The sequence below is a fragment of the Arachnia propionica genome (genome assembly GCF_003859805.1).
In the GTDB taxonomy this organism is placed as follows: domain Bacteria; phylum Actinomycetota; class Actinomycetes; order Propionibacteriales; family Propionibacteriaceae; genus Arachnia; species Arachnia propionica_C.
Map to the genome: position 1 here is coordinate 1 of NZ_RQZG01000010.1, position 24,437 is coordinate 24,437.

Below are 24,437 nucleotides of genomic sequence, written 5' to 3' on the forward strand. Positions count from 1 at the left end.
GACACCCCACAAATCTAACACACGCCAGCATGAAAACAGAGGAAACTTCTGTCACCCCATCACCCCGTCAGGTTTTGTTTAAAGAGGGCTATACTACCCAACAGATCCTCCCACTCCGTGACGAGAGCATCCTCGAAATGACTTCACATGGTCTGCACGCGATGCTGCACACGGTCCGCCAGATGGGGATGCATGTGAACCACCGCACGCGTCATTTCATCAAGGATCTCATCACTCCAGAGAGGGCGGAACAGGCCTGCGTCGGCCAGACGAAGGAGGGTGTCTGCCAGAGTGACCGGCACCAAGGAGCAGGCATCCAGCAGAGCGGTGAATCGGGTCACGACGCGTCAACTCTCCTTGCCGCGCGCCCGACGCAAGGCCTCGGAGTAGTCGACCTCCTCGTCGTAGAGTCCCGCCTCGGACGCCTCCGCGGTCAACTCGTCGAGGGCAGCGCGTCTCCTGTTGCTGGTTTCCTGCTGGTACTCGAGCAGGTCCGAGAGACGAACACGACGGTGCCGCCCCATCCCCGGGGCCTCATGGGGGATGACCTCGGCGGTGAGGAGCTTCACCAACGTCGGCCGGCTGATGCCGAGGAAGTCAGCCGCCTCCTGGGTGGTCAGCAACTGATCCACAGGCGCAACGGTGATGGCCTTTCCCTGGCGCATGGCGTCGGCGACGCGGCACAGGATCGTGAAGACCTCCAGAGGGAGGGGAACCGTCTGCCCGTCGGGGCCGACGAGCACCGCGGGTTCAGTCACCTGTGCCAGGAACTGTGACAGGTCGAGCATCGGCTCCAGATCGCGAGGTGGAAGTACGGTTGCCTGGTCTGCCCTCGTTGCTGTTCCCATGGGACTACTCTACAGTAAATCGAAAAAATCGAAACATGGAGCGTGACGCTCTCGACGTGGTTGCGAGGAGGCCGGGGCCCTATATACTGTCACTCCAACACTATTTACTGGAGGTCCCATGTACAGCATCGAATGGCTCCGCCGCGAGTATGCCCGGAAGCGGAGCTTCAAGTACCTCTTCTTCTGGGGGCACCGGCCGAGCCCCAGCGGCGAGATCACGGCCAGCTGTCTCAGCCAGTGGTGGGCCTCGAAGTTCGTGATCGACGACGTCACCTACGCCACCGCCGAGCACTGGATGATGGCCAGCAAGGCCCGCCTGTTTGGCGACGACGAGATGGTGCCCCGCATCGTCGCCGCCAGCCACCCCGACCAGGCGAAGAAGCTCGGCCGCCAGGTGCGGGGCTTCGACGAGGAGGTCTGGAAGGAGCACCGGTTCCGGCTGGTGACCGAGGGCAACGTCGCGAAGTTCTCGCAGAACGCCGAGTTGAAGCGGTTCCTGCTCGGCACGGGCGAGCGGGTGCTGGTGGAGGCCAGCCCCCGCGACCGCATCTGGGGCATCGGGATGGGCGCGAAGAACGAGCAGGTCCACAACCCCGAGAACTGGCGGGGACTCAACCTGCTGGGCTTCGCCCTGATGGAGACCCGCGACCAGCTGCGCTGAGCGGTTTCTCGGCCCGCTCGATAGACTTTTCGGGCATCAGTTGTACGTTTTGTCGAAAACATGCCCGATAACTCACTGAAATGACATAACGTGGGTCAGGGGTCCGAAGGAGGCGGCATGACCACCCTGGAGCAACGCATCGTCGAGGCCGACCACCACGGCGACCTCGACCAGGCGATCCACCTGGCCGCCCGGCAGCTGTTGCTCCACGATCCCGTCGAGCAGCGGATCACCCGTTTCATCCGGCTCTCCCGGACACTGCGACACCGCGGCCTGGGCGACGACCTGCAGCGGGCCCAGGCGGCCGCCCATGAGGCAGTCCGGCTGTCCCGCCTGCCCACCGCCCCGGATCACCTGCTGCCCCACGCGCACCTCGCCCAGGCCGGTGTCCTGCTCGCCCTGGGCGATGAGGCAGGGTGCCAGGAGATCACGCTCCCCCTCGTCCGGCCCGGACGCGACACCGAACCGGGCGTGGCCGCCCGGGCATGGCGCCTCCTCGGCGAGACCGCCCTGGGACGACGCGCGATGGCCGAGGCCATCGCCTGCCTGCTGAACTCCGTCGCCGAGGAACCGGGCTTCCCACGGCAGTCCGACGAGGTCACCCCGATCCTCCTCCTGGAGGCCTTCAGCCGGGCCGGGCAGATCCTGGACGCCGACCGCGTGGCCGAGGAGACCGTCACCCTGGACCTTTCCCCGCGACGGCGGGCCATCTTCCTGCTGACCCGCGCCGGACACGAGCGTCGCTTCGGGCACATCGACCGAGCGCTGGACACCCTCGGTGACGCCGAGACACTGCTGCGACGCGGGTCGGGGCTGAACCGGCTGCTGGCGCACCTGCACCGGTTGCGCGCCGCTTGCCTCGACGACTGGCAGCTGACCGCCGAGGCCGAGCAGCAACGGCTGCTGGCGCAGGAGCTGACCACCTGGTCACGCCCCGCCCCCACCCGCAGCGCGGTCGTCCCGCTCCCACGGCACCCGGCCCGGATCACACCGACTCCCCTGACCCGCAGGCTCCCCGACAGCCGCGCGGTGGCCGAGCTGATCAACGACGTCCAGCGTCTGCCCCGTCTCGAATCCCGGCACGCCCTGGCGCTGGAACAGGCCACCCAGCTGCTCCACGGCATCCCCGGCGAGGAGCGTTCCGAGGCCCTGGCCCTGGTCAAGGCCGGGACGTTGCTGGCCCGCGGCCCGGAGCACCTCCACCCGACGGCGGCGCGGCTGCTCCGGCGTGCCCTGGCCCGCCTGACCTACCTGGAGGGGACACAGCTGTGGCAGGCCCGGTGCCGGTGCGAGCTGGGTCTGCTGCTGACCCCGTCACGACCGGAGCAGGCCCTGGAGCTGCTGGTCGCCGCGGTGGCGGGGTTGAGCGAGCAGCGGCACCGGATGCGTCGACGTGCTCACCGCTGCACCTGGCGTGAGTCCGTGGAGGACCCACCGTTCGCCGCCACCATCGAGCTGGCCCACCGGTTGGGTCGCGATGATCTCGCCGCGGACCTCATCATCGCCTCCCGGCTGGCCGGGGTGGTGACCCCGGACGGGCGTGGTGACCCGTCCCCCGGGGACCGGGTCCAGGAGGTGCCCCTGCAGCAGGTGCCGACGCTGATCCACATCGACGGCACACCGTCACGGTTCGGTGGTTCCGCGGTCTGCCGTCTCCTGTGACCCACCGTGGTCGAGGCCGAGGTGGCGTTCGCGGGGCGCGGTCAGCGCCATCGCCGCACCCCACAGGATCGGCGAGTTCCGCAGCCCACCTTCGTCCCGCCAGGCCCGGAGCCGGTCCCGCTGGTACCGGCAGAGACCTGCGACGGGGTCGTCGGTGTGACCGGCACTGACGAAGCCCGCCACCAGCTCCGAGAAGGCCTTGCCCGCGCCGTCCACCTGCTGGTCGAGCCCGTGTGCGGTGGGGAGCACCCACAGCGTCGCCAGGACCGTCTCGGCCCCTCTGTGGAGGAATCCGGTGGCGAGTCCGAGCGGTTCGGGGGCGGCCAGGTCCACCCCCGAGGCGCAGGCGATGATCGCCACCCGGGAGGGCATCACCGTGTCGTCGAAGATCAGGTCCTTCGCCCCCAACCGGTCCACGCTGGTGTGGAAGAAGGTCTCGCCCGGGTGGTCGGGGTGGTGGCTGACGTGGCCGACGAGGCCCAGCCAGTCGGCCCTGCCCATCAGCTCCAGTGCGACGGATTCGGGCAGGATCCGGTCGTGGCGTCGTCCTCCCGGGATCCGCCCGACGAGGTGGCTGTCGCCGCGCACTCCCCAGTCCTCAGGCCGGACGCCCTGGGGGAGCACCGCTCCCAGGCCCTTGGCGAAGGGGTCGATGACGTAGAGGTCCTGTCCGGTCTCGAAGCGCGGGGGAGCATCCGGCACCGTATCGATGTCGCGGGGCAGGATCGGCCCCATCCAGGAGACGTCGGCCACCTCGAGGAGTCGGCGTTCCCCGTCGACGGGAAGCAGCCCCCACGGCACCTGCGCCAGTGGTGGGCTGGGCATCACCCGGACCTGGATCCGTTCCTCGCGGCTGCGGAGCTGAGCCAGCAGGTCCTCCGGCAGCAGCGCCGTCGCCAGGTCCTGCATCAGTGCGAGTTCCGCATCCGGGTGGGTCAGGGGGCCGTCGAGGTTGAGGGCGGCCAGAGGTCCCTCTGCCGGGAGGGCGACACGGAAGCGCTCCAGCACCCTGTGCAAATCCTCGAGTCGCTGCACCCCGACGGGGTGGGACCGGTCACTCCACCGCCAGGTCAGCCAGTGGCCCTGCATGCCGTCTCCGATGATCTGGAGCACCGGTGGTATCCGGTCGTCCGTCATCGCCCCACCTCCTCCCCGTCGGTGTCACACTGGATGCATGTCACAGCATGCCACCGACCCCGAGGTCCTGTGGGGCCACGACGACGACCACACGGCCCGACTGCTCACCGAGCACCTGGGACAACACCCCGGGGCGGGTGTGACGGTGCTGTTCGAGGACGACCAGGTGGCGCAGCTGTGGGAGGGACGGCCGGGGGTCACGGCGCGGGCGTGGGCACCGACGCTGGTGCGTGACGTGCTGACGGCGTTCCCGCCGCAGCCTCTGGAGCGGGTGGCCCCGCCCCCGGTGGTGGTGGGGGATTCAGCCCTGGCCCGTCGGCTGGTGGAGGCGATCACCGCTGGGTGGAGTGGGGGCGCCGAGGCCGTCACCGTCCACTGTGTCGGAGGTGACGCGCTCTGGGCGCAGGAGGCCGCGGCCTCGGCCCGCCATGCGGAGGTGACGTGGTTGTCGGCCCCGTTGCAGCCCGCATCGGTGGTGGCGGCGGTGTCGTCGTTGGTGGATCAGTGGCAGCGGCCGCAACCGAATCGGGGCACCCCCACCGGACCGACGATCTACGTCGTGGCCGCGCCGGAGTCTCAGGCGCTGGCGGCGGCCCGGGCGGTGGCCGCCGAGGTGCCGGATGCGCGCGTGGTGGTGGTGCTCTCCGGGGAGATCACCTGGCCGCGGCCCGACGGGGTCGGGGTGTTCACCGTCGCCGAGGTGCGCGACCGCCTGTCCCGGGAGCCGGAGGACCCGACCGCGCGGTTGGCTCAGCTGCTGTTCGAGGACGTGGCGTGGCTGGCGGCCCCGGATGCCGCGGCGACCGCACCTGATCAGCCCCTGTTTCCCGAGGTCGTGCACGATGCGACGGGGCGGGCGCTCTGGGAGGGACAGCACGAGCAGACCCGGCGACGGTTCCTGGCCGTGGCGGAGGCGGCTCCGCGGATCTTCGACGCAGGCGGGCTGGAGGTGCGTCGTCGGGCCAGGATCCCGGATGCGGTGGTGCTGGATCCGTCACGGCTGTCGGGAATGGCGGAGCAGCTGTTGGCGGTGCTGGGCCAGGGGCGCACCGAGGGGTCGTGGTTGACGGCGTTGGAGCTGGTGGCCAGGCTGCCGGTGCTGGCGGCGCGGGCAGGGCTGGTGCTGGTGCCCACCGGTGAGGACGTGTTGTTGACCCCCGAGCTGGTGGAGCTGCTGGCCCCGCAGGTGCATCTGGCCTACCAGGAGGTCAGTGAGGAGACCGGGAATGCGTCGGGTTCTCCGTTGGCGCTGCAGCTGTGGGCGGGGCTGAGCGAGTTCGAGCAGGCCAGCAACCGGGCGACCATCATCGGCTGCGCCGTCGCCCATGCGGCGCAGGGATTGGCGTGGCGGCGGGTCACCGATCAGGGCGGGGTCGACATCGAGCCTCACGTGGAGAGCCTGGGGCGCCTGGAGAACCGCCGCTGGGCCATCCACGAGCGACGTCACGGACGTCCCGACCACACGTGGGCGAGGCCGTGGGGAGATCTGGGAGAGGCCCTGCGGGAGTACGACTTCATGATCATGCGGGCGGTCCCTGCGATCCTGGCCGATGCCGGGCTGGAGATCTACGAGGTGGGGCGCACCGGTTCCTCGATGACGTGACCTTGGGCCAGCTCCGCTGAGGTGATGATCCAGCGGGCCCCGGAGGGATCCCTCATCACCCAGGAGTCCGGGCCCGCGACCTGGGGGCCTTCCGTGGAGTCGACCCGTTCCCCGACGGCGGCGACCCTGGCGTCGCATGTGCCGGTGCGCTCGTACCGGTCTTCTCCGACGTGCCGGTGGGTGGCGGTGAAGCGTTCGGCCGTGATGCTGCGTGGGCTGCCGGGTGGGTCGGTGTCGTCGGCGATCCACAGGTCACCGGGGGCGGCGGTCAGGTCGTTGCCGTTGTCGTCGTGCCATGTCCTGGCCTCGGTCAGGGTCTCCAGCAGTGTGACGTCGCCGACGCGGCGGAAGCGCCACCAGTGGTCGTGTGGTTCCTTCGGGGCGACGGGGTGGAAGCCGAGGATCTCGAGGATGCCCAGCAGGCCACGGAGGTTGTCACGGGTGTTCCTGACGGCTTCCTCACGGCGGGTGTCGTCGAGTTCGTCGAGCGGGTGCAGGAACCGGTTGAGGCGACGGTCGCGGTCGTTGTTCTCCCCGTCGGAGCCGATCCACCCGGTGTCGTGCTTGAAGGTCATCCAGGCCAGGTGTTCCAGGGGGACGAGCAGGCCGAGGAGGTCGTCGCTCGGGGGTTGGTGGCCCTCGGGACGGGTGGTCGACCAGGTGTACCCGAGCTCGGCCAGCCAGGTGAGCAGGCTCCACACGGCCCGGAGGTTGCTGTCGCGGTCGGTGGCGGTGAGGCTGTCCCAGCTGCTCGGTGACTCATCGATGCCGTAGGAGTCGGCCACCAGTTTCGCGGCCCGGAACCAGGAGTCCTGCGGGACGCCGTGGAGTGGGGTGGGTTGGGTGGATCCGCCCTGCTCGTGTGGTTCGACGACACCACCGCCGAGGCTGGGCCCGAAGAGGTGGAGGCAGCCGAGCAGTGGGGCGCGTGTCAGGCCCCGCACCCCGGTGGTGGGGATGAAGATGCGGATGGGCTGGCCGGTCAGTTCGACGGCGAGGCTCTCCAGCCGGGAGCGTGTGGTCTCGTCGGGTTCCTGGGCGAGGATGACGCTGACCCGTCCGTCCCGTCCGTCCCGTCCGTCCACGCAGAGCTGTTGCAGCTCCGCCGCGTCGGGCAGGGTGGGGCGGTGGTGGGGTTCGGGGAGCCGGGCCTGTCGTTCCAGGGCGTCGCGCCAGGTCGGGTCCGTGGTCATCCTGTCCAGGAGGAGCCCTGCTGAGGCGCGTTGGAGCCGCCATTCGTCGTCGAGGGCGTGGGAGAGGTCGGATTCCCCGACGACGACGAGGTGGCTGGGTCTGCCGCGGGTGGCGATGTGCTCGGCCAGGGCGTGGGCGGTGACCTGGGTGGTGCCCAGGGTGGAGATGAACACGCGGGGACCGGTGTGCAGGTCCGGTTCTGGTTCGGTGGTGGGCCGGTCGTCGATGCGCCACCAGCTGGTCTGTTCGGCGGCGTGGTGGCGGGCGGGGCGGTAGCGGTCGATCCGGACGATGAGCCTGGTGGGGGCGCGGTGCTCGTCGCGGTAGTCGGGGCCGAGCCTGGTGAGGACCTCGCGGATCACCTCTGCGGCCTGGAGGTTGGCCTGCTCGTCGTCGGCGAGGAGGTAGGCCCGCCGCAGTGAGACTCGTCTACCCCACGCCTTGCACATGCCCTTGAGCCAGCGCTGCTCCGCGGTTCGTGTGGAGATCTCCCCCTTGATGACGCGGGCTCCGTAGCGTCGGGCCTGGTGGATCAGGGGATGGTCGGGGTTGGGTTCAGCCACGACGACCAGGCAGCGGTCGGGGTCGGCGGTGAGGGACCGGATGACCGGGAGGGTGTCGTCGCTCAGCCCGGTGACGAGGATGACCCGGGAGGCGAGGCTGGCGCGCCACCGGGCGATGGGTCCGGAGCTGATCTCGTTGATGACGGCGAGGACGGTGGCGAACAGCACGATGAGGCCGCCCAGTTCAGCAACCTGGAGGCTGAAGGGGACCTCCTGGCAGGCTTCGGCACCGGTGCTGCCGGTGAACAGCAGGAGGGAGTAGTAGATGTGGGCGAAGATGGGTACCCTGCCCGTGAAGCAGTCGCGCATGGCGTAGCTGCCGAGCAAGATGACATAGATGGAGAGCCCGGCCAGGATGCAGTAGCGGTTGCACTGGGGGACGCCACGGTGCAGGAACCAGGCCGTCGCTCCTCCGATTGTGAGCAGGGCACCCATGAACATGCCCTGCGTGATGCCGCTCCACCCATCGCCCCCGGCCAGCACGAGGAGGAAGGTGAGGCTGAGGAAGACCACTGCCGAGCCACCTGGCACCACCCGGCGGTTGAGCAGGCAACGGATGCGGCCCTGGTCATCGAAGCGTCCGAGCCGCACCCACAGCCGCCCGATCCGCCCGTGCCACGGCAGACCTGCTGCACCGACGTCGCTCCTGCCGAGGAGAATGCGGGCACACCGCCTGATCTCCTCCCAGCACGAACGCCACCAGGACGGTTTGTCCCTCGATGTATCAGTTCTGGCCACACTCCATCCTCTCAGCTGACATCGACGATGCCGTTGTTCCCGTCACCCGGAACGCAGACCGGACCCACTGGCCGAACCGCCTGCTCAAGACCTCACAGCGGCTCGAACCGGCAACCCTTCGGTCAACAGTTTCCACTCCGCTTTGGTTCTCGCAAGCGCATTCAGATCCGGGATGTAGCTCAACGGTAGAGCCACGCCGTTTCAATCCGCTTTGGTTCTCGCGGGTGTCTCAGACGGGCACATGGGAGATCGAGATCGACCCACCCGACACGTTTCAATCCGCTTTGGTTCTCGCGGGTGTCTCAGACTGAAATTGCAGACCGGTACGACCTGGCCCAGTATGCCGGGTTTCAATCCGCTTTGGTTCTCGCGGGTGTCTCAGACCGGGAGTGTTCCTCATCGTCTCCCAGATGGTCGCTGCCGTTTCAATCCGCTTTGGTTCTCGCGGGTGTCTCAGACCGGCGGCTATGGAGACCGTTGAGCGCTGGCTCAACGAGTTTCAATCCGCTTCGGTTCTCGCGGGTGTCTCAGACGTGGGGTGATCGGGCCGAGGTCGCCCCGGGGGTTGTTTCAATCCGCTTCGGTTCTCGCGGGTGTCTCAGACGACCTCATCTTCCCGGCCGGGATGGTGCGGGACGAGTTTCAATCCGCTTCGGTTCTCGCGGGTGTCTCAGACCTGAGAGTCACCTGTATAGGCGATGAAGTTTTGTTTCAATCCGCTTCGGTTCTCGCGGGTGTCTCAGACCTGGGTCCGGCATGGCCAACGTATCGGGACGAGTTTCAATCCGCTTCGGTTCTCGCGGGTGTCTCAGACCCTACCCCTGTGGAGGGCCGGTTGACAAGGGGGTTTGCGGACCGTTTGCACACCAAGGCTGTCTCGGGCGTGTCGCGGAGGCCCCCAGAGGGCCAAAAACGGGTGTTTGGGCTTGTCAGGTGGCATACACACCTCGGCGGGTTTTCGCTCATCCCGGGACCACCCTGTTTGAGGGGTGTCGCAAGACCTTGGACAGCCATCCTCACCTCCTGCCTCACCACAGTACAGCCCCGCTCCGCTCTGCTCACGGACCGACAGGTACTCACGCCACCTCATGGTCTCGCTGCAACGCGGTCGAGGTCTCATCATGGGGTCTCCGCTCCGGCAGCCCGGGCCGTCAGCGTGGGGAGGACTTTCACGGCAGGAGGTTCCCACCCGTGCCATGGGGCATGAGCACGTGAAGCCGATCCAGTCATCTCGTCGTACCTCAGCGAGGTCATCACACACGGCGTCTGCGCATTCGTCTGACATGTCCTTGCGCGCGACGGATGTTCCTGTGATGTCGTCGGGACCACGTCAGCAACCTCTGGTCACGCGCCTTCCAGCTCGCCCGACGCAGTTCCGAGATCAGGGCGAGGGTTTGTTCGAGCCCAGCGTGGCGAAGCGCCGCCACGACGAGGGGAAGCCGCGCCCGACACAGGAGCCCGGCGTCGCCGAGCATCCCAGCCTCCCGGCGCGCCTGCTCACCGAGATCCAGCCCATCCCGCGTCGACCCCATGGCAACCTTGGCGCTGCTCAACCTGATCCAGCTCTCCACCACCTTCGCCCGGTCTCCCCTCAGCTCCGCGAGCGTGACACCTTTCTCGAGGAGAGCCACCACTTCTTCGATGCAGCTGGGCTCCAGCTTGTCCGCATCCGCGAGCTGGAGGATGCCTTCCATGAGCGTGATGTCCCACACCACCTCGAGTGTGCGTTCCTGCAGCTCGACCGAGGTGATGTGTCTCCCCAACCACCAGATGGGTCCGTGATCCCGCCCGGCCTGGGCGAACACCTCGACCAGTTCCCGGACCATCACCTCGGGGCGAGGGGAGAACCATCGCACGGCGAGTTGAACGACCAGGAACATCCCGGCCGCCCAGGTACCCGGGAACCGTTGCCGGTCCAGCTGCTCCAGGGCGACCCGGAGCTCCTTGTCCGCCACCACCCTGTCCCGGTACCTCCTGCTCTGCGCGTACGTGGCCATGCAGGCATGCACCCTGGCAGGACCACACTCATCGCTGTCCACCACCACAACGACATTCTCCCAGCCCAGCCCCAGCACCACCGTGTCAAAACCCGGCCACCCCCACTGGTCGAGCCGGAGGGGCAAGTGTGCGGGACAACCTGAGCCAAGACCCGGCTCAACCAGCGGGAAGAAGGTTCTCGCGGGTATCTCAGACAGGTAGCGTTCCGGTTGGTGCGAGTGACAGTCGGTTTCAATCCGCTTCGGTTCTCGCGGGTGTCTCAGACGCGTGGGCAAACGTATGAGGAGTTCCGTGCTGAGTTGTTTCAATCCGCTTCGGTTCTCGCGGGTGTCTCAGACCTGAAGAGGTGAAGTCGCGGGTCCGTGAGGACATCCGGTTTCAATCCGCTTCGGTTCTCGCGGGTGTCTCAGACCTGTTCTGGCCCGACCATGGGGGCGATCCGGTATGTTTCAATCCGCTTCGGTTCTCGCGGGTGTCTCAGACGGGAGCTACTTGCTGCTCACAGCTATGGCATGGCGTTTCAATCCGCTTCGGTTCTCGCGGGTGTCTCAGACGAGCGAGAAGAACCTCCGGGCCTGGGTCCGCGACGAGTTTCAATCCGCTTCGGTTCTCGCGGGTGTCTCAGACAATCCCTATGAGCCGAATCACTTTTATCAAAAGTGTTTCAATCCGCTTCGGTTCTCGCGGGTGTCTCAGACAGGTCGTCGACGGTGACGACATCTACTGCCAGGCCTGTTTCAATCCGCTTCGGTTCTCGCGGGTGTCTCAGACCTCGACAAAGACCCTCGGGACATCGGAGAAGGAGAGGTTTCAATCCGCTTCGGTTCTCGCGGGTGTCTCAGACTTGGTTCAGGTAGCGACATGGGCGACCTCCGGGCGCGAGGTTTCAATCCGCTTCGGTTCTCGCGGGTGTCTCAGACGCGAGGATCTCATGGGGTGCCACCTGAAGAGCGGTTTCAATCCGCTTCGGTTCTCGCGGGTGTCTCAGACACGCAGGGGTTGAGTGCCCCTGCGTCATGATGTTTCAATCCGCTTCGGTTCTCGCGGGTGTCTCAGACCCTACCCCTATGGAGGGCCGGTTGACAAGGGGGTTTGCGGGCCGTTTACACACCGGAGGGGCTTCGGGCGTGTCGTGGAGGTGCCCAGAGGGCTGAAAACGGGTGTTTGGGCTTGTCAGGTGGCATACACACCTCAGCGGGTTTTCGCTCATCCCGGGACCACCCTGTCCCGGGGTGTCGCACGTCCCGGCTGCCATGGTCCTCACCTCCCGTGTCATCCCGCCACAGCTGTGCCTGGACGCGGTCCCGCTGCTCAGCTCCTGCTGTGACCTGCTCAGGATGCCATGTCCCGGGACCTCTGGGGGCCTGTCCGTCAGTGAGATGTACAGCGCGAACAGACTCGAAAGGAGTGAACATGGCACGGAAGCCACCGGGGGTTGCTCCCCCGGTTCTCAACCCCTCGGACGTGCTGCCCAGGCATGCTGCCCGGGAACACACGATCGTGCTCTCCACCATCACACCGATGTTCGGAGGCTCACCGCAACCGACGAAGGTGGACCTGAGCAACCCCGTGAGTGCCCGGACCGTGCGCGGACATCTGCGGTTCTGGTGGCGCGCCCTCAACGGGGGCCGCTTCAGCTCCCTTCCCCAGCTGTTCCAGGCCGAGTCCCGCATCTGGGGTAGCGCTGCCTCCAGCCACGGCAATCCCTCGCGGGTGGACATCACGGTCAATCTCCGGAACGCCCCGGAACTTCTGACCGGCAAACGTCGCAGGGAACTGCGCCATCACGACGGTGTGGCCTACGGCGGCTACGGCCTCTTCGACTCCAAGACCCCGGTCGAGGGCGTGGAACGCTTCGCCTTCGAGGTGGTGGCCACCTGCGACGACGAACTCTGGGAGACCGATGTCGCTCCCGCCATCCGTGCCTGGAGCCTCCTCGGTGGCGTGGGACGACGCACCCGCCGGGGCTTCGGTTCCCTTCGGCAGTATCACCAGGCGCGGGCTCTCCTCGGTGTTCCCGGTGATGTCCGCCATGCCCCGCGACACTCGCTGCTTCCCACCCACTGGCTCGTCGGTCCCCGCATGTCCCCGTCCGAAGGCGAGGACTCCTCCAAGGCCGGCGAGAAGGCGTGGTTCTGGATCCTGGACACGTTCAAGGCGCAGGAACGACAAGGCCCCAAGCCCCGCGGCCGCCTGGCCTCACCCGTGGTGGTGAAGGCCGTGGCGGATCCCCGCCACAACACGGTGTTCTGGCCCGTCGCCTGCCAGCTCAAGGCCCCCGCCACCCCCGACCGCAGACGGATCGACCACGTCTGGCGCGAACTGACCACCGCCGAGGGCCTCCGCACGCTCCCCATCGGAGAGTTCCCCCATGACTGAACATCTGCTCGCCATTCACATCGGCCCGGTGCAGGAATTCATCGCAGCAGCCCGCCGCACCGCCGACCTGTGGGCCGGGTCACAGCTGCTGCTCGAGACCGTCGGGGCGGCCGCCGCCACCTTCGACGACACCGACCGCATCTTCCCCCAGAACCCAGGAGGCGGCGGGGCCAATCGCATCCTGACCTTCGTCGACGACGATCCCGCTGCCGCCCTGCGGAAGGCGGAACAGGCCGCCCGGGACCATCTCGTCCGGTCCTGGGACATCCACACCGGCAGATTGAGTGACGCCCAACGTCAAGCCCTGGACCTGGACCGGGGTGGCCGCCAGATCCGTGACTTCCTCACCGTGATGGGGGCCTGGGTCCCCGTTGCCTCCCGCGCCGAGTACGGGAAGGCCAGGGAACGGGTGGAACTCCTGCTGCGGGGCCGCAAGGCCACCCGGGACTTCTCCCCTGCCAGCGAGGACGACCGTGGTCTGCCGAAATCCCCACTCGACCCCTCCCTGCCGACGATCCGCCGTCCCGGCAAGGAGCACGACCACGCCCTCGGGCAAGGCCCACTGTTCCTGAAACGCACCGAGTCACTGGACGCGGTCTCCCTCCTCAAACGCATCAAAGGGGTCACCGAGGGCCAGAAGGTGCTCAGCACACGCGCCCTGGCCCAACGTGCCAAGGACCCGGAGGCGACGGACTCCCCCACCCGGGACGACGACCGGGACGGCGACGACACCCCACCCGATCACGCCTACTTCGCCATCGTGGTGGCCGACGGCGACCGCATGGGTCAGCTGCTGGGGCGTCTGGCCAGTGCCCCGGACGGCGTCCAGCAGCACCTTGACATCGGCAGGCGGCTGGACCGGTTCGCGGCCACGGCCCGTCAGCGGCTCCGCGGTTCCGGCCAGCCGGTCTACTGCGGTGGTGACGACGTGATGGCCTTCCTGCCCGTCACGACGGCACTGACCATCACCCGGGACCTGGCGGTCGAGTTCCGCAACACGCTGGGCGATGCCTCGAGCCTGTCAGCGGGCATCGCCGTCGTCCACTACAAGGAACCGCTCAGCACGGGCCTGGCACGCGCACGCCGGGCCGAGCAGGAGGCCAAGCGGCTGCGCGACGCGGTCTGCGTGGCCATCCACACCCGGGGTGGTTTCCCGCGCGTCATCACCTGCCGCTGGGAGCATCTCCGGCTGGACGACTGGCAACGGCACTTCGCCGAGGACCACCTGCCCGCCGGGCTGCCCTACGAGTTGCACCAGCTCGCCGTCGGCTGGCCCACCGGGCTTCCCGCGGCGGCCCTCGCAGCAGAGGCCGAACGTGTCATCGACCGCAAGATCGAGCGCACCCAGGACAGCGACGCGGTCAAGGCCTCGCTGGTCCGGTTCATCGCCGAGGCCTTGGCGGTGGAGGACCCCGCAGAGGCACTGACCCGAATCGCCGAGGAGCTGACCATGGCGCGGTTCCTCGCCGGAACCATCCAGGAGAAGGAGGGGGACAGATGAAACTCACGAAGGTCACCGGTCTCGCCCCACTGCTGTTCCGAGACGGGCGGCCGTTCACCGCCGATTCGGACGAGAGCCGGGCCCGCGGCCCACTCCTGCCGCCGCCGTCCGTGGTGGCAGGGCTCATCCGCACCGCTCACGGCACGGAGCAGGGGTGGGACTGGAGTCGGCCCGGGGTCCCTGAGCAGGCCCGGGGCATCTCCATCGGCTTCCACGGACTGCGGGTCTGCCGGGGCGACACGACGACATTCCTGCTTCCCGCCCCGGCAGATGCCGTCGTGCACCGCGACGGCGAGACGCTTCGAACCGCGAAGCTCACCCCCCTCACCCTGGCCGACGGGGAGGGCAGTGACCTGCCCCCGGGCCTGGCCCTGCTGGCCGACGACTCCACCGGCAAACCGGAACCGGGCCACGACCTGTGGGCCTGGCCGGACGTGCTGAACTGGCTGAAGGGGCACGTCGTGGTCCCGGCTGTCCAACCGCATCCCCCCGTCGATGAACGGGTCCAGGTGGCCATCGACCCCACCCGTCGTGCCGTGGCCGAGGGGATGCTCTTCACCGTCGAGTTCCGGGCCTGGGAGCACGGCTCCTCGACCGAGGACCTGATCCAGTTCGAGCTGGTGGTGGATGCCTCCGAGCATCCGACGGGAATCGCCCACCTGGGCGGTGAGACCCGCCCTGTGGTGCTGAGCCCCTCGGAGGGGGACCTGCCGCAGCCCGATGCGGAGCTGTGGGAGGCGCTGACCCGGGCCACGACCCTGCGCTGCGTCCTCACCACTCCGGCGGTGTTCACCAACGGCTGGCGGCCGCAGTGGCTGCTCAGCGACTCACCGCTGGCCGCAGCCGGTCCTCGTCTGGTCGCAGCCGCCGTCGGGGCTCCCATGGCGCTCAGCGGGTGGGACCACGAGACACGTGGCCCCAAACCCGCCCGGCGCCTGGCCCCTGCGGGGAGCGTCCACTTCATCCAGCTCGATCGGCCCCTCAGCCACGACGAGCTGTCATCTCTGTGGCTGAGCAGCATCTCTGACAACGAACAAGACCGTCGCGACGGCTTCGGCGTCGCTTTGTGGGGAGTGTGAACACAATGACTGAACAGGTGACCCTCAACCTTCTCTGGCAGGCCATCACGCCACTGCACGTCGGCACCGGGCAGGACGGCGGAGGTCTCGTCGACCTGCCGGTGGCCCGGGAGGCCGCCACCGGGTTCCCGATCCTCCCGGCCTCGGGGATCAAGGGTGGTTTCCGAGACGGTGTGTACGACGAGGCGGCCAACGCACGCTACGGCACCACGGAGAAGCAGGGTGATGTGACCTTCACCGACGCCCGACTGTTCGCCCTGGCGGTCCCCTCCTTCAAGGGGACGTTCGCGCTGGTGACCTGCCCGCTCGTGCTCCACCGGTTGCGCCGGGACCGCGAGTACCTGCTCCCCGGTCAGGGCACACTGCCCCAGATCTCGGTGAACGATGACGGCGTCATCGCCCCTGATGCGCTCGTGACCGGTGAGCACGTGCGGCTGCGGGACCACCGGCTGCCCCGGGCAGGCTCCGCCACACGGCTGGGCCGGTACGCGGACATCCTGCTGGCGGGTCTGCCGGAGACGGACCGGCAGACGGTCACCGAGCGGCTCTGCGTGGTCAGCGATCAGGTGTTCTCGTTCCTGTGCGAGACCAGCCTGGACATCTCCCCGCACGTGCGGCTCAACCCGGATTCGAAGACCGTGGAGCACGGCGCCCTGTGGTGGGAGGAGTGCATCCCTGCGGAGTCGTTGCTGACCAACTTCGTGATCTGCCGCCGGGGCACCGACGCCGGCGTCTTCCGCTCCCGACAGCTGCGACGTGTCGGCGGCAAGGGCACCGTCGGACGAGGCCTGGTGCTGACCGTGGCCGCGAAGGAGGCATGATGATCGAGACCCTGTCCCAGCAGCGCGTCAGGCTGGCCCACGACCTGGTCAGTTCCCGTCTGGGCCGGGACGAGGCGACGGTGTACGGCCGCCTGTGCCACCGCTTCCCCATGATGGTGATGCAGGGTGGGCTGATCACCGCCACCTTGTTCATCGACAGCAAGAGCACCGGCAAGGATGCCCGCGCGAAGGCGCACCAGGCGATCCTCTCGGATCTCGCCCGGGTCCTGGGGCTGGGTGATGCTGATGTCGTCGGCACCCTGACCCGGCAGCAGGATGCCCTGACGCTCATGGCGTGGACCCACGAGGTGCTGCACACCTGGGCGATGATGCGTCGCTTCGCGGTGTCCATCCTCAAGGTCGAATCCGGCGGTGAGGACGACGGGGAGGCCGTGTGATGAAGGCATCCGATGTCTCCCGGTGCCAGCACGCCGGTATCGCGCTGGCCACCGTCGATCCGCCTCCGACGGGCAAGACCTGGCTGGATCACCTCCTGCCTTTCACCACGCTGCGTTCGCCGCGTGACTACGGGGTGGCCGCTGCGCGTTGGGCCCGGCTGTCCGCCGGTCTTCCCGGGGTGGTGCAGCGGCAGGTGACCACGAGCAGTTCCTTGGCCATCGGGACCGGGAACTTCTCCCCGGTGGAGAACGGGTTGACCCTGCACGGCACCTGGGGGGTGCCGTACCTGCCGGGGGCGGCCCTGAAGGGGCTGGCACTGCGGGCGGCTGTCCGGTTCGGGCTGAGCGAGCTGGAGTCGGAGGTGATCTTCGGCACCACGGCTTCCCGGGGGTATGTGAACTTCGACGACGGCTGGCTGCTGCCCGACCCGGACAGGCCGCTGTTCGAGCTGGATGTGATGACCCCGCACGCGGGCGAGTACTACTCGTCGCAGGGGAAAGAAGCCCCGGATGACTCCCGGGAACCGGTTCCGATCCAGTTCCTGGTGGTCCCGAAGGACACCCGGTTCCTGGTGACGCTGGACTGCCCGGAGAGCGGGGACTGGGCCGAGGCCGCCATGACCATCCTGGCCTTCGGCCTGCAGAAGCTCGGCCTGGGAGGGATGACCAGTTCCGGGTACGGGCGTTTCACCGTCGAACCGGTCGGGAAGGGGCAGTCGTGATGATCGGTCGCAGTCTGACCCGGACCGGGAGGCGGCTCGGGCGTCACGACGGACCGGTGTTCATCTCGTACCGGCAGAGCGACGGCACCGGGATCGCGAATTTCGTGGAGACCTACCTGAGGTGTGGCGGGATCATTCCGTGGCGGGACCTCGCCGACCTCCCGGCGGGTGAGGTGGCCCGGTCCGTCCAGGAGGCGATGGAGGACGGGATCAGCGCGGGCATTCTCATCGTGACCCCCGAGCTGGGCAACAGCGCTTTCGTCCGCGACCACGAGGTGCCGATACTCCTGGAGATGCAGCGCAGCGATCCCCGTCGGTTCCGCCTCTACGTCATCAACACCATCCGTGACGCTGCGGGCGGGAAGCGATTCGACGTCGGAGCCCCTGACCGGCTCCTGAAGTTCACCGCCGAGGCCAGGACTTCCCCGCGTCGTCGACGCATCGAGAAAGGGCTGCTGACCCGGAAGCGGGCTGCGGATCATCTGCTGCAGAATGCGAAACAGTACGCCCTGCTGGAGCAGACCCGGGATGCCTCAGCCGTCTCGGAGCTTGAGAAGCTGCTGCGAGATCTGCTGCGCCACCGACTTCGCGCCCGTCGCCCGAACCTGCTGGACCGGGAGGTGAAGATCGCGGTTCAGACCCGTCCGGAACCGAGCAGTGAGGAGGCCACCCGGGGTGCTCGGCGAAGTGCTGACCTGACCATCCGGATGCGACAGGACCCCAGGACCCAGATCCCGGCGGAGCTGGACTACCGGTGTCTGCGGGAGACCTTGCCGATCCTCATCGACTCCATCCACAACAAAGGCATCAACAAGGTGACCTTCTCGGGAGGGTGTCATCCGAGCATCGCCTGGGCGCTCGGGGCGTCGCTGCCGGATGCGCGTGGCCTGAAGGAGTTCTCCTGGCAGGACGCCTACGATCCGGAGCAGGTCTGGAGCTCGCAGTCCAACAAACCGGTGAGCTCCTCGATTCACATGAAGGTCGGCGAGGCGGAGGCTGTACCGATCAATCTGGATCGGCCCCCTTCTGCTGAGGAGCTCAAGACCCTGCTGGGGAATGCCGATCCCAGCCTGGGGATCGTGGTGCACCTGTCAACGGGACGCCACCACACTGAGCCCGTGGCCGACCTGGCCCGGCATCTGGGCGGCGCACCGATCGTCGTCCTCGACGTGGTGGGACCTCAGGCCGCGGCGGGACGCAACGCCTGGGTGCCACCGGAGGAGGGCGAGAAGCTGGCACGCCTGCTGGGCACCGTGCTCCGCAACCTGGCGAAGGCCGGGACGGAGCCACTGCATCTCAGCTTCTCCGGAGCAGTACCGCTGGCTGCACTGACCGCACGTCACTGCAACACCGTCGCGGTTCAGATCTACGAGTTCGCCCATCACACCGATGGCCGGCCGGACGGATACGTCCCCGTGCTCACAACGGTTTCCGGTGTCAAACATCCCGTGACGCACGTCTTCGAGCAGGGGGCGAGCGACGGCGGGATCACCCACCTGGTCAACCTCACTCCACATGCTGTGACGCTGTACTGGGAGGACGAGCCCATCCATGTCTGGGAGAGGCCCGGGGAGAACACGCCCTGGGTTCGGCAGGGGGAGAGTCGTGTCCCGTCGGCTCCGCTGCAGGTCGAGGGGGTCGAGGTGCCGCACACCCACGTCATCCCCGGCTCTCTCACGGGGTTGCCCACGGCCGAGGAAGGGACGGGATTCATCGTCTCCCGGATCAGTGCGGCCGCTGCGCGTCGCGGTGATTTCTTCTTCCCCGACGGGGAGGTCCGTGATGGACGCAACGTGGTGGTGGGATGTCGAGGGTTGGGCAGCTTTCCCGCCCATTCGGACGAGGTGCGGCCCTACCTCCAGTGGCTGCCGGATCGTGAGGGGTGATGATGGGCATCTCACTCATCCACGCCGGGGGCGGGCTTCCTCCTGCCCCGGTCCGGCTGCTCCCGAATCGCACCTCATCCACACCGTCGAGACGCACTGCCCTGCCGAGGGGTCAGGTACGGCGGTGGCAGGTGACGCTGAAAGCGGTGCCGGATCAGAGGTGGTCCTTGAGTCCTGTCCCGGCAGGGATCCATTCCCTGATCTCCTCGTGGCTGCACAGCAGTGTCCTCGACCCGGCGGGGGAGGCCCATCACGGTCCTCACACCTATGCGGCCCGTTGGCGGCGGTGCTCCCCTGACACCGTGACCATCACGCTGCACCTGTTCCGGGATGAGCTGTCGGCTGTTCTGGTCAGACGCTTGTTCCTCGGGCGTGCAGAGCGGTTGGGGCAGGTCGCCCTGCTGGTGACAGCTGTCGAGGAGCTCGGTGCCACGGCGTTGACCTCGTTGTCAGGCGTGCCGGGCACACGGTGGCTGCTCCGGTTCCCCAGCGGGGTGACGTTCAAACGTGGTGACGTGTTCATGCCGTGGCCCTCCCCTGAGGCGGTGCTGGGCAGCATTCGCCGTCGTCTGGTCGAGACGTGGGGGTGGGAGCCGGAGGCTGCTGTCATGCGGGAGGCCGTTCGGGCCGTCGCCCCGATCCGGACCGAGCTGACCACCCGTCGGTGGCGGGAGGGTCGCGGTGGCCGGGGGCGTGATGTCTCCTTGGCTGTGGGAGAGCTCGAGTGGGTCGCCAGTGGGGATGAGGAGATCCGGGCCATCGTCGATCTGCTGCTCCGGGCGGGTGAGCTCACAGGAGTCGGGGCCAGGACCACGTGGGGAGCAGGAGCCCTGGAGGTGACCCGTCCCTCTTCTGCAACCCGATTGCAGAAGGTGGTCCCGGGATGACCGAAAACTGGCTGAGGTGTGTATGCCACCTGACAAGCCCAAACACCCGTTTTTGGCCCTCTGGGGGCCTCCGCGACACGCCCGAGACAGCCCTGGTGTGCAAACGGTCCGCAAACCCCCTTGTCAACCTACCCTCCGGCGGGGTAGGTCTGAGACACCCGCGAGAACCAAAGCGGATTGAAACCCCGCACCACATGCAGTGATACTCTTCCCCGGCGTCTGAGACACCCGCGAGAACCAAAGCGGATTGAAACGTCAGTCGGACTCAATCACCCGGAAAGTTCCGGTCTGAGACACCCGCGAGAACCAAAGCGGATTGAAACGAACGGCCACAAGAGGGCGGTCCTTGCCTTCTCTAGTCTGAGACACCCGCGAGAACCAAAGCGGATTGAAACTGGCCATCACTATGATGGCCCAAGTAAACGCTGCCGGTCTGAGACACCCGCGAGAACCAAAGCGGATTGAAACATGTAGCCCACACTAATGAAATTCTCAAGCATCTTGCGCCCGGTCTGAGACACCCGCGAGAACCAAAGCGGATTGAAACCGTCTGACACGGAAAGGGTGACTGTTGGTTCGCGTCTGAGACACCCGCGAGAACCAAAGCGGATTGAAACCCTCGTGACACCAGAAGGCGATCGCGTGTTGCAGGTCGTCTGAGACACCCGCGAGAACCAAAGCGGATTGAAACATCTGCTTCGTCGTCGACCGGTCGATGTTCAGGTCTGAGACACCCGCGAGAACCAAAGCGGATTGAAACGCCCTGCTCATCCCGCACCATCGAGATGGGGAAGTCTGAGACACCCGCGAGAACCAAAGCGGATTGAAACTCGCGGGTCCAGTACATGCCCTTCCCATCCAGTCTGAGACACCCGCGAGAACCAAAGCGGATTGAAACGTTGCGTCGATACCGGGAGTGTCGAGCGAGTGACGAGCTGAGACACCCGCGATCCTTCAACCCCGCTGGTCGAGCCATGAAGCAGAGCGAGCGCGTCGAGGCCTCAGTGCCGTGTGCTGGGGCTCATCGCCGGGGTCTCGAACCGGACTGCTCACTGAGGCTCGCGGTCGGGCTCGACCAGCCGAGGAACGAGAACACCACCATTCGTACCGTCGAGGAGGACATGATGAGCACTGAAGCTCTTCACCGCTCCGAACCACCGACCTGTCTGCAACGTGCCGCACTGGCTCGGGCGTGGGAGCGAGTGCTGAGGAAGGACGCACAGGACGGGGACCTGAGCACCGGTGTGGAACGCTTCGCCGAGGATGCCGAGGCACATCTCGCCGCGTTGGCGGATGAGCTGGCGGACGGGACCTACCGACCCCGGACCCTGTCCAGGGCGGTGATCCCGAAGAAGGGTGGGCAGCGTTTCCTGGACATCCCGCCGGTCAGGGACCGGATCGTGGAGCGCGCCATCCACGAGCACCTCACCCCCCGGCTCGACCCGCTGTTCGGCTGCAGTGCCTACGGGTACCGCCCTGGGCTCGGGGTCGCAGACGCCGTCGCCGAGGTGGTGCGGCTCCGCGAGGAGGGCTGCACCCACGTGCTGCGCACCGATGTCCGGGACTGTTTCCCGTCGCTGCCGGTGCATCTCATCCGCCGTCAGCTGGAGGCCCTCATCGACGACCCGACCATCCGCCACCTGGTGGGGTTGCTGCTGGAACGCACCACCCGGCTGCCCGGTGGCCGGGTGGTGGCCTTCCCCGGTCTGCCGCAGGGCGCGGCCCTGTCACCGATGCTGGCCAATCTCGCCCTCATCCCGCTGGATGAGGCGCTCATGGATGCCGGTTTCCCTGTCATCCGCTATGCCGACGACCTCGTCGTCGGGCTTGAGGATCCCGGCGACGGCGCCGAGGCATTGCGGGTCGCCACAACTGTGCTGAGAGGAATCAACATGGAACTGGGTGCTGAGAAGACTGGAATCACGAGTTTCGAGGACGGGTTCGCCTTCCTGGGTGAGGAGTTCGGGCCACGCTACCCACCGTCGACGGGCGAGGCGCGCATTCAGGAACCTGACAAGAAGGTGCTGTACGTGGCGCGTCAGGGAAGCCGCATCCAGGTGTCGAAGGGCCGCCTGGAGGTGGTGCTGAATGATCGTGAACTGCTGTCAGCGCCGGTGAGTGACATCTCCCGGATCGTCTGTTTCGGCTCCGTCGGGATCTCGGCCTGGGCACGCAGCTGGGCGTTGCGCAACAACGTGGACATCCTGCTGGCCTCGCGACGGGGAAGCTACATGGGGGCCATCGTGAATGATTCGTGGCCCGCCCGCCGGAGTCGGCTCCTGGCGCAGCTGTCCATCGACGGCACGCAACGGGAGGTGGAGATTGCGCGTGAGATCGTCGCCGCGAAACTGCGCCACCAGGTGACGTTGCTCAGGAAGTTCTCCAAACGGACCGAGGCGGAGCGGACCGCTGAGGTCACCAGGCACATCCAGGCCCTGGCCAGGATGATCCCGGATGCGAACACCCGCGACGAGTTGATGGGTCTGGAGGGGGCGGCTGCGAAGGCCTACTGGCCGCGCTTCGGGGCCCTCGCCCCACCGGAGGTGAGCTTTGTGGAGCGTTCCCGCCAGCCGCCGCGGGATGTGACGAATGCGGCCCTGTCGTTCCTGTACACACTGCTGCTGGGTGAGGCGGTGACGGCGATCCGGGCGACGGGGCTGGACCCGGACATCGGGGTGCTGCACGCCGATCACGACACCCGCCCCAGCCTGGCCCTGGACCTGATGGAGGAGTTCCGGCCCCTGGTGGTGGATCACGTGGTGCTGACCGCGGCACGTCGCGGCACCCTCACCGCTGCCCATGGCCGGGAGATCGAGGGCAAGGGCGGGGTGTACCTGACGGCGGCAGGACGTGAGGCGATGATCGCGGCCTTCGAGCAACGGATGCTGACCCATGTCGCCGGGGCTCTCGACGACATGCGTGCGACCCGTCGTCATCACCTGTACCGGCAGGCCCAGCGCTTGCGTGCGGCCATCATGGATCCGACACAGAGATGGACGGGGCTGGCATGGCGGTGACCCATCTGGCTGCCTACGACGTGACGGAGGATCAACGTCGGGCCCAACTGGCGGCCCTCCTCCAAGCCTTCGGCGACCGCATCCAGTACTCGGTGTTCCTGCTCAACACCACCCCGGAGGAGTTGGAGCACATCAAGACCAGGGCAGCGGAGATCATCGACGAGGACACCGATTCACTGTGGATCATCCGCCAGTGCGCGGGATGTTGGAACGATGTCTCCTGCATCGGTCAGGCAGCACCGCCCGCCCGGGTCCTCCACTACGCGGTGCTGTGAGGCCAGTTCTTGTGGCTCCCCCAGAACAGGGTGCTCCCGGGATGACCGAAAACCCGCTGCGGAGTGTATGCCGTCTGGCAATCTGAAGCAGCACGATTTCCGGGCAACTCGTCACCCGACATTCCCCCACGAGGTCGAGTTCATCCACCACCTTTCGAGCGAATCTTGACGAAAATCGTCGATGTTGCGTTGCGGGCATGCGCACCACGGTCACGCTGGATGAGGGCCTACTGCACCACACAACGTAGGGAGTGAGCCATGATTCAACGAGATCAGCTCCACGGCCCCGGCGTTCCCACGACCCTGTGCCTCACATCTGCCCTGTTTGCCTCCACAGGCAACCGATTCGCGGGCTTCTCCCACCCATCCTCCTTCCACTCAGAACCCACACCTGAGTTCCTCACCTTTGAACCGCCTTCCCGGCCCGACTGGCTGCCTGAGGAGACCATCGAGGAACTGCAACCCGCCATGTCCTTCCTCCCGTGGAGGTGGACACACCACCTGCTCTTCACAGTGGAGTACCCTGTGGCGGACTGCATGATCGAGGCGTGGCAACACCACTTCACGACGGGGCCACGAGACCTTCCAGCACATCCAGTACCAGAGCGGAATCGGATGGGCAGCTCGCAAGGTCAGGGCCAGAAACAGCCAGGAGATCACCCATCGCCTCGAGTTGCAGACCACGAGCACCTGATGCTTCCTCCGGGCCGGAGCGACGCCGAGACCCCCGGCTCCCATGAGTCCTGCACCTACTGGACAGGACGAGGCTTCCATGTCACCACCTTGCAGGACGGATCGTCCCCGCCGGCATGGTGGACTGAGCTGCAACTTGACGGCAGACCTGCCCCCTCATCCCGCTGCAAACGTGCGGAGCGTTGCTCCTGAGAGCGCTTTCCGAAAGAACGCTCCGCACGTTTGCAGCGATCCGACGTCCGGTCTCGTCATGCCGCACAGCTGGTTCAGACACCGAGCAGGGACGGGTATCCAAGTCCTGGTCAGACATCGTCACCTCCTTGTCGTCGTATTCACCCCAGGTCTGCTGGCCAGCCGAGGACGACCGTGTCCAGG

The 24,437-nt window shown here is 67.1% G+C and carries 18 protein-coding genes and 3 CRISPR repeat arrays; of the genes, 13 read left to right on the plus strand and 5 right to left on the minus strand.

All coding sequences use genetic code 11. The features are described from left to right. Nucleotides 1-143: 143 nt before the first annotated feature. Together EII34_RS09440 and EII34_RS09445 are read right to left on the minus strand one after the other, a co-directional pair. Nucleotides 144-341, minus strand: a complete 198-nt coding sequence (locus EII34_RS09440; protein WP_124844912.1) for a hypothetical protein — start codon at nt 339-341, stop codon at nt 144-146. 6 nt (nt 342-347) lie between these two features. After that, entirely contained in the window at nt 348-788 is a 441-nt protein-coding gene (locus tag EII34_RS09445) for a helix-turn-helix domain-containing protein (RefSeq protein ID WP_124844913.1), read from the minus strand. Between the two features lie 178 nt (nt 789-966). Between EII34_RS09445 and EII34_RS09450 the strand changes: the two genes are divergently transcribed. Together EII34_RS09450 and EII34_RS09455 are read left to right on the plus strand one after the other, a co-directional pair. Continuing rightward, nucleotides 967-1,509, plus strand: coding sequence for an NADAR family protein (locus tag EII34_RS09450; RefSeq protein WP_124844914.1), 543 nt, complete (start codon nt 967-969; stop codon nt 1,507-1,509). Between the two features lie 117 nt (nt 1,510-1,626). Next, entirely contained in the window at nt 1,627-3,171 is a 1,545-nt protein-coding gene (locus tag EII34_RS09455) for a hypothetical protein (RefSeq protein ID WP_124844915.1), read from the plus strand. On the opposite strand, the gene EII34_RS09460 is transcribed toward EII34_RS09455, so the two are convergent. Further along, nucleotides 3,133-4,308: a CHAT domain-containing protein gene (locus EII34_RS09460; protein ID WP_124844916.1), complete on the minus strand. Its 1,176-nt coding sequence runs from the start codon at nt 4,306-4,308 to the stop codon at nt 3,133-3,135. The genes EII34_RS09455 and EII34_RS09460 overlap by 39 nt on opposite strands. 37 nt (nt 4,309-4,345) lie before the next feature. Between EII34_RS09460 and EII34_RS09465 the strand changes: the two genes are divergently transcribed. After that, complete coding sequence (locus tag EII34_RS09465) at nt 4,346-5,911, plus strand: hypothetical protein (RefSeq protein ID WP_124844917.1); 1,566 nt, start codon at nt 4,346-4,348, stop codon at nt 5,909-5,911. On the opposite strand, the gene EII34_RS09470 is transcribed toward EII34_RS09465, so the two are convergent. Both EII34_RS09470 and EII34_RS09475 read right to left on the minus strand, forming a co-directional pair. Then, nucleotides 5,875-8,406 (minus strand): hypothetical protein, encoded by a 2,532-nt coding sequence (locus tag EII34_RS09470; RefSeq protein WP_124844918.1) that lies wholly within the window; start codon nt 8,404-8,406, stop codon nt 5,875-5,877. The two genes, EII34_RS09465 and EII34_RS09470, sit on opposite strands and share 37 nt — an antisense overlap. Before the next feature lie 198 nt (nt 8,407-8,604). Next, nucleotides 8,605-9,220: a CRISPR direct-repeat array (repeat unit 37 nt; unit sequence GTTTCAATCCGCTTCGGTTCTCGCGGGTGTCTCAGAC). Nucleotides 9,221-9,659: 439 nt separating this feature from the next. Continuing rightward, nucleotides 9,660-10,403, minus strand: a complete 744-nt coding sequence (locus EII34_RS09475; RefSeq protein ID WP_124844919.1) for a hypothetical protein — start codon at nt 10,401-10,403, stop codon at nt 9,660-9,662. 229 nt (nt 10,404-10,632) lie between these two features. Then, nucleotides 10,633-11,462: a CRISPR direct-repeat array (repeat unit 37 nt; unit sequence GTTTCAATCCGCTTCGGTTCTCGCGGGTGTCTCAGAC). Between the two features lie 355 nt (nt 11,463-11,817). On the opposite strand from EII34_RS09475, the gene cmr1 reads away from it, so the two are divergent. The 10 genes from cmr1 (at nt 11,818) to cas2 (ending at nt 23,369) form a co-directional block, all read left to right on the plus strand. Next, nucleotides 11,818-12,783 carry a type III-B CRISPR module RAMP protein Cmr1 gene (gene cmr1, locus EII34_RS09480; RefSeq protein ID WP_124844920.1) on the plus strand — a complete coding sequence of 322 codons (966 nt, stop codon included), beginning with the start codon at nt 11,818-11,820 and terminating at the stop codon, nt 12,781-12,783. Next, on the plus strand, nt 12,776-14,284 hold the full coding sequence (cas10, locus tag EII34_RS09485) for a type III-B CRISPR-associated protein Cas10/Cmr2 (protein ID WP_124844921.1): 1,509 nt from the start codon (nt 12,776-12,778) through the stop codon (nt 14,282-14,284). Before cmr1 ends, cas10 begins: the two co-directional genes overlap by 8 nt. Continuing rightward, a complete protein-coding gene (locus EII34_RS09490; RefSeq protein WP_124844922.1) occupies nt 14,281-15,363 on the plus strand; it encodes a type III-B CRISPR module-associated Cmr3 family protein in 1,083 nt (360 codons plus the stop codon). The genes cas10 and EII34_RS09490 overlap by 4 nt, the downstream gene beginning before the upstream one ends. Nucleotides 15,364-15,380: 17 nt before the next feature. Beyond that, nucleotides 15,381-16,184 (plus strand): type III-B CRISPR module RAMP protein Cmr4, encoded by an 804-nt coding sequence (gene cmr4, locus EII34_RS09495; protein ID WP_185711270.1) that lies wholly within the window; start codon nt 15,381-15,383, stop codon nt 16,182-16,184. Next, the gene (gene cmr5, locus EII34_RS09500) at nt 16,184-16,582 is read left to right on the plus strand and encodes a type III-B CRISPR module-associated protein Cmr5 (protein ID WP_185711271.1); all 399 of its coding nucleotides are present in this window, start codon (nt 16,184-16,186) and stop codon (nt 16,580-16,582) included. Before cmr4 ends, cmr5 begins: the two co-directional genes overlap by 1 nt. Beyond that, the gene (gene cmr6, locus EII34_RS09505) at nt 16,582-17,304 is read left to right on the plus strand and encodes a type III-B CRISPR module RAMP protein Cmr6 (RefSeq protein ID WP_124844925.1); all 723 of its coding nucleotides are present in this window, start codon (nt 16,582-16,584) and stop codon (nt 17,302-17,304) included. The genes cmr5 and cmr6 overlap by 1 nt, the downstream gene beginning before the upstream one ends. Next, a complete protein-coding gene (locus tag EII34_RS09510; protein ID WP_124844926.1) occupies nt 17,304-19,190 on the plus strand; it encodes an SAVED domain-containing protein in 1,887 nt (628 codons plus the stop codon). Before cmr6 ends, EII34_RS09510 begins: the two co-directional genes overlap by 1 nt. 167 nt (nt 19,191-19,357) lie before the next feature. Continuing rightward, entirely contained in the window at nt 19,358-20,077 is a 720-nt protein-coding gene (gene cas6 / locus EII34_RS09515; RefSeq protein ID WP_185711272.1) for a CRISPR system precrRNA processing endoribonuclease RAMP protein Cas6, read from the plus strand. A gap of 147 nt (nt 20,078-20,224) precedes the next feature. After that, nucleotides 20,225-20,975: direct repeats of the CRISPR family, unit length 37 nt; unit sequence GTCTGAGACACCCGCGAGAACCAAAGCGGATTGAAAC. A 76-nt stretch (nt 20,976-21,051) separates the two neighbouring features. Beyond that, on the plus strand, nt 21,052-23,094 hold the full coding sequence (cas1, locus tag EII34_RS09520; protein WP_124844928.1) for a CRISPR-associated endonuclease Cas1: 2,043 nt from the start codon (nt 21,052-21,054) through the stop codon (nt 23,092-23,094). Continuing rightward, a complete protein-coding gene (gene cas2, locus EII34_RS09525; protein WP_124844929.1) occupies nt 23,085-23,369 on the plus strand; it encodes a CRISPR-associated endonuclease Cas2 in 285 nt (94 codons plus the stop codon). Before cas1 ends, cas2 begins: the two co-directional genes overlap by 10 nt. The last annotated feature ends 1,068 nt before the right edge of the window (nt 23,370-24,437 follow it).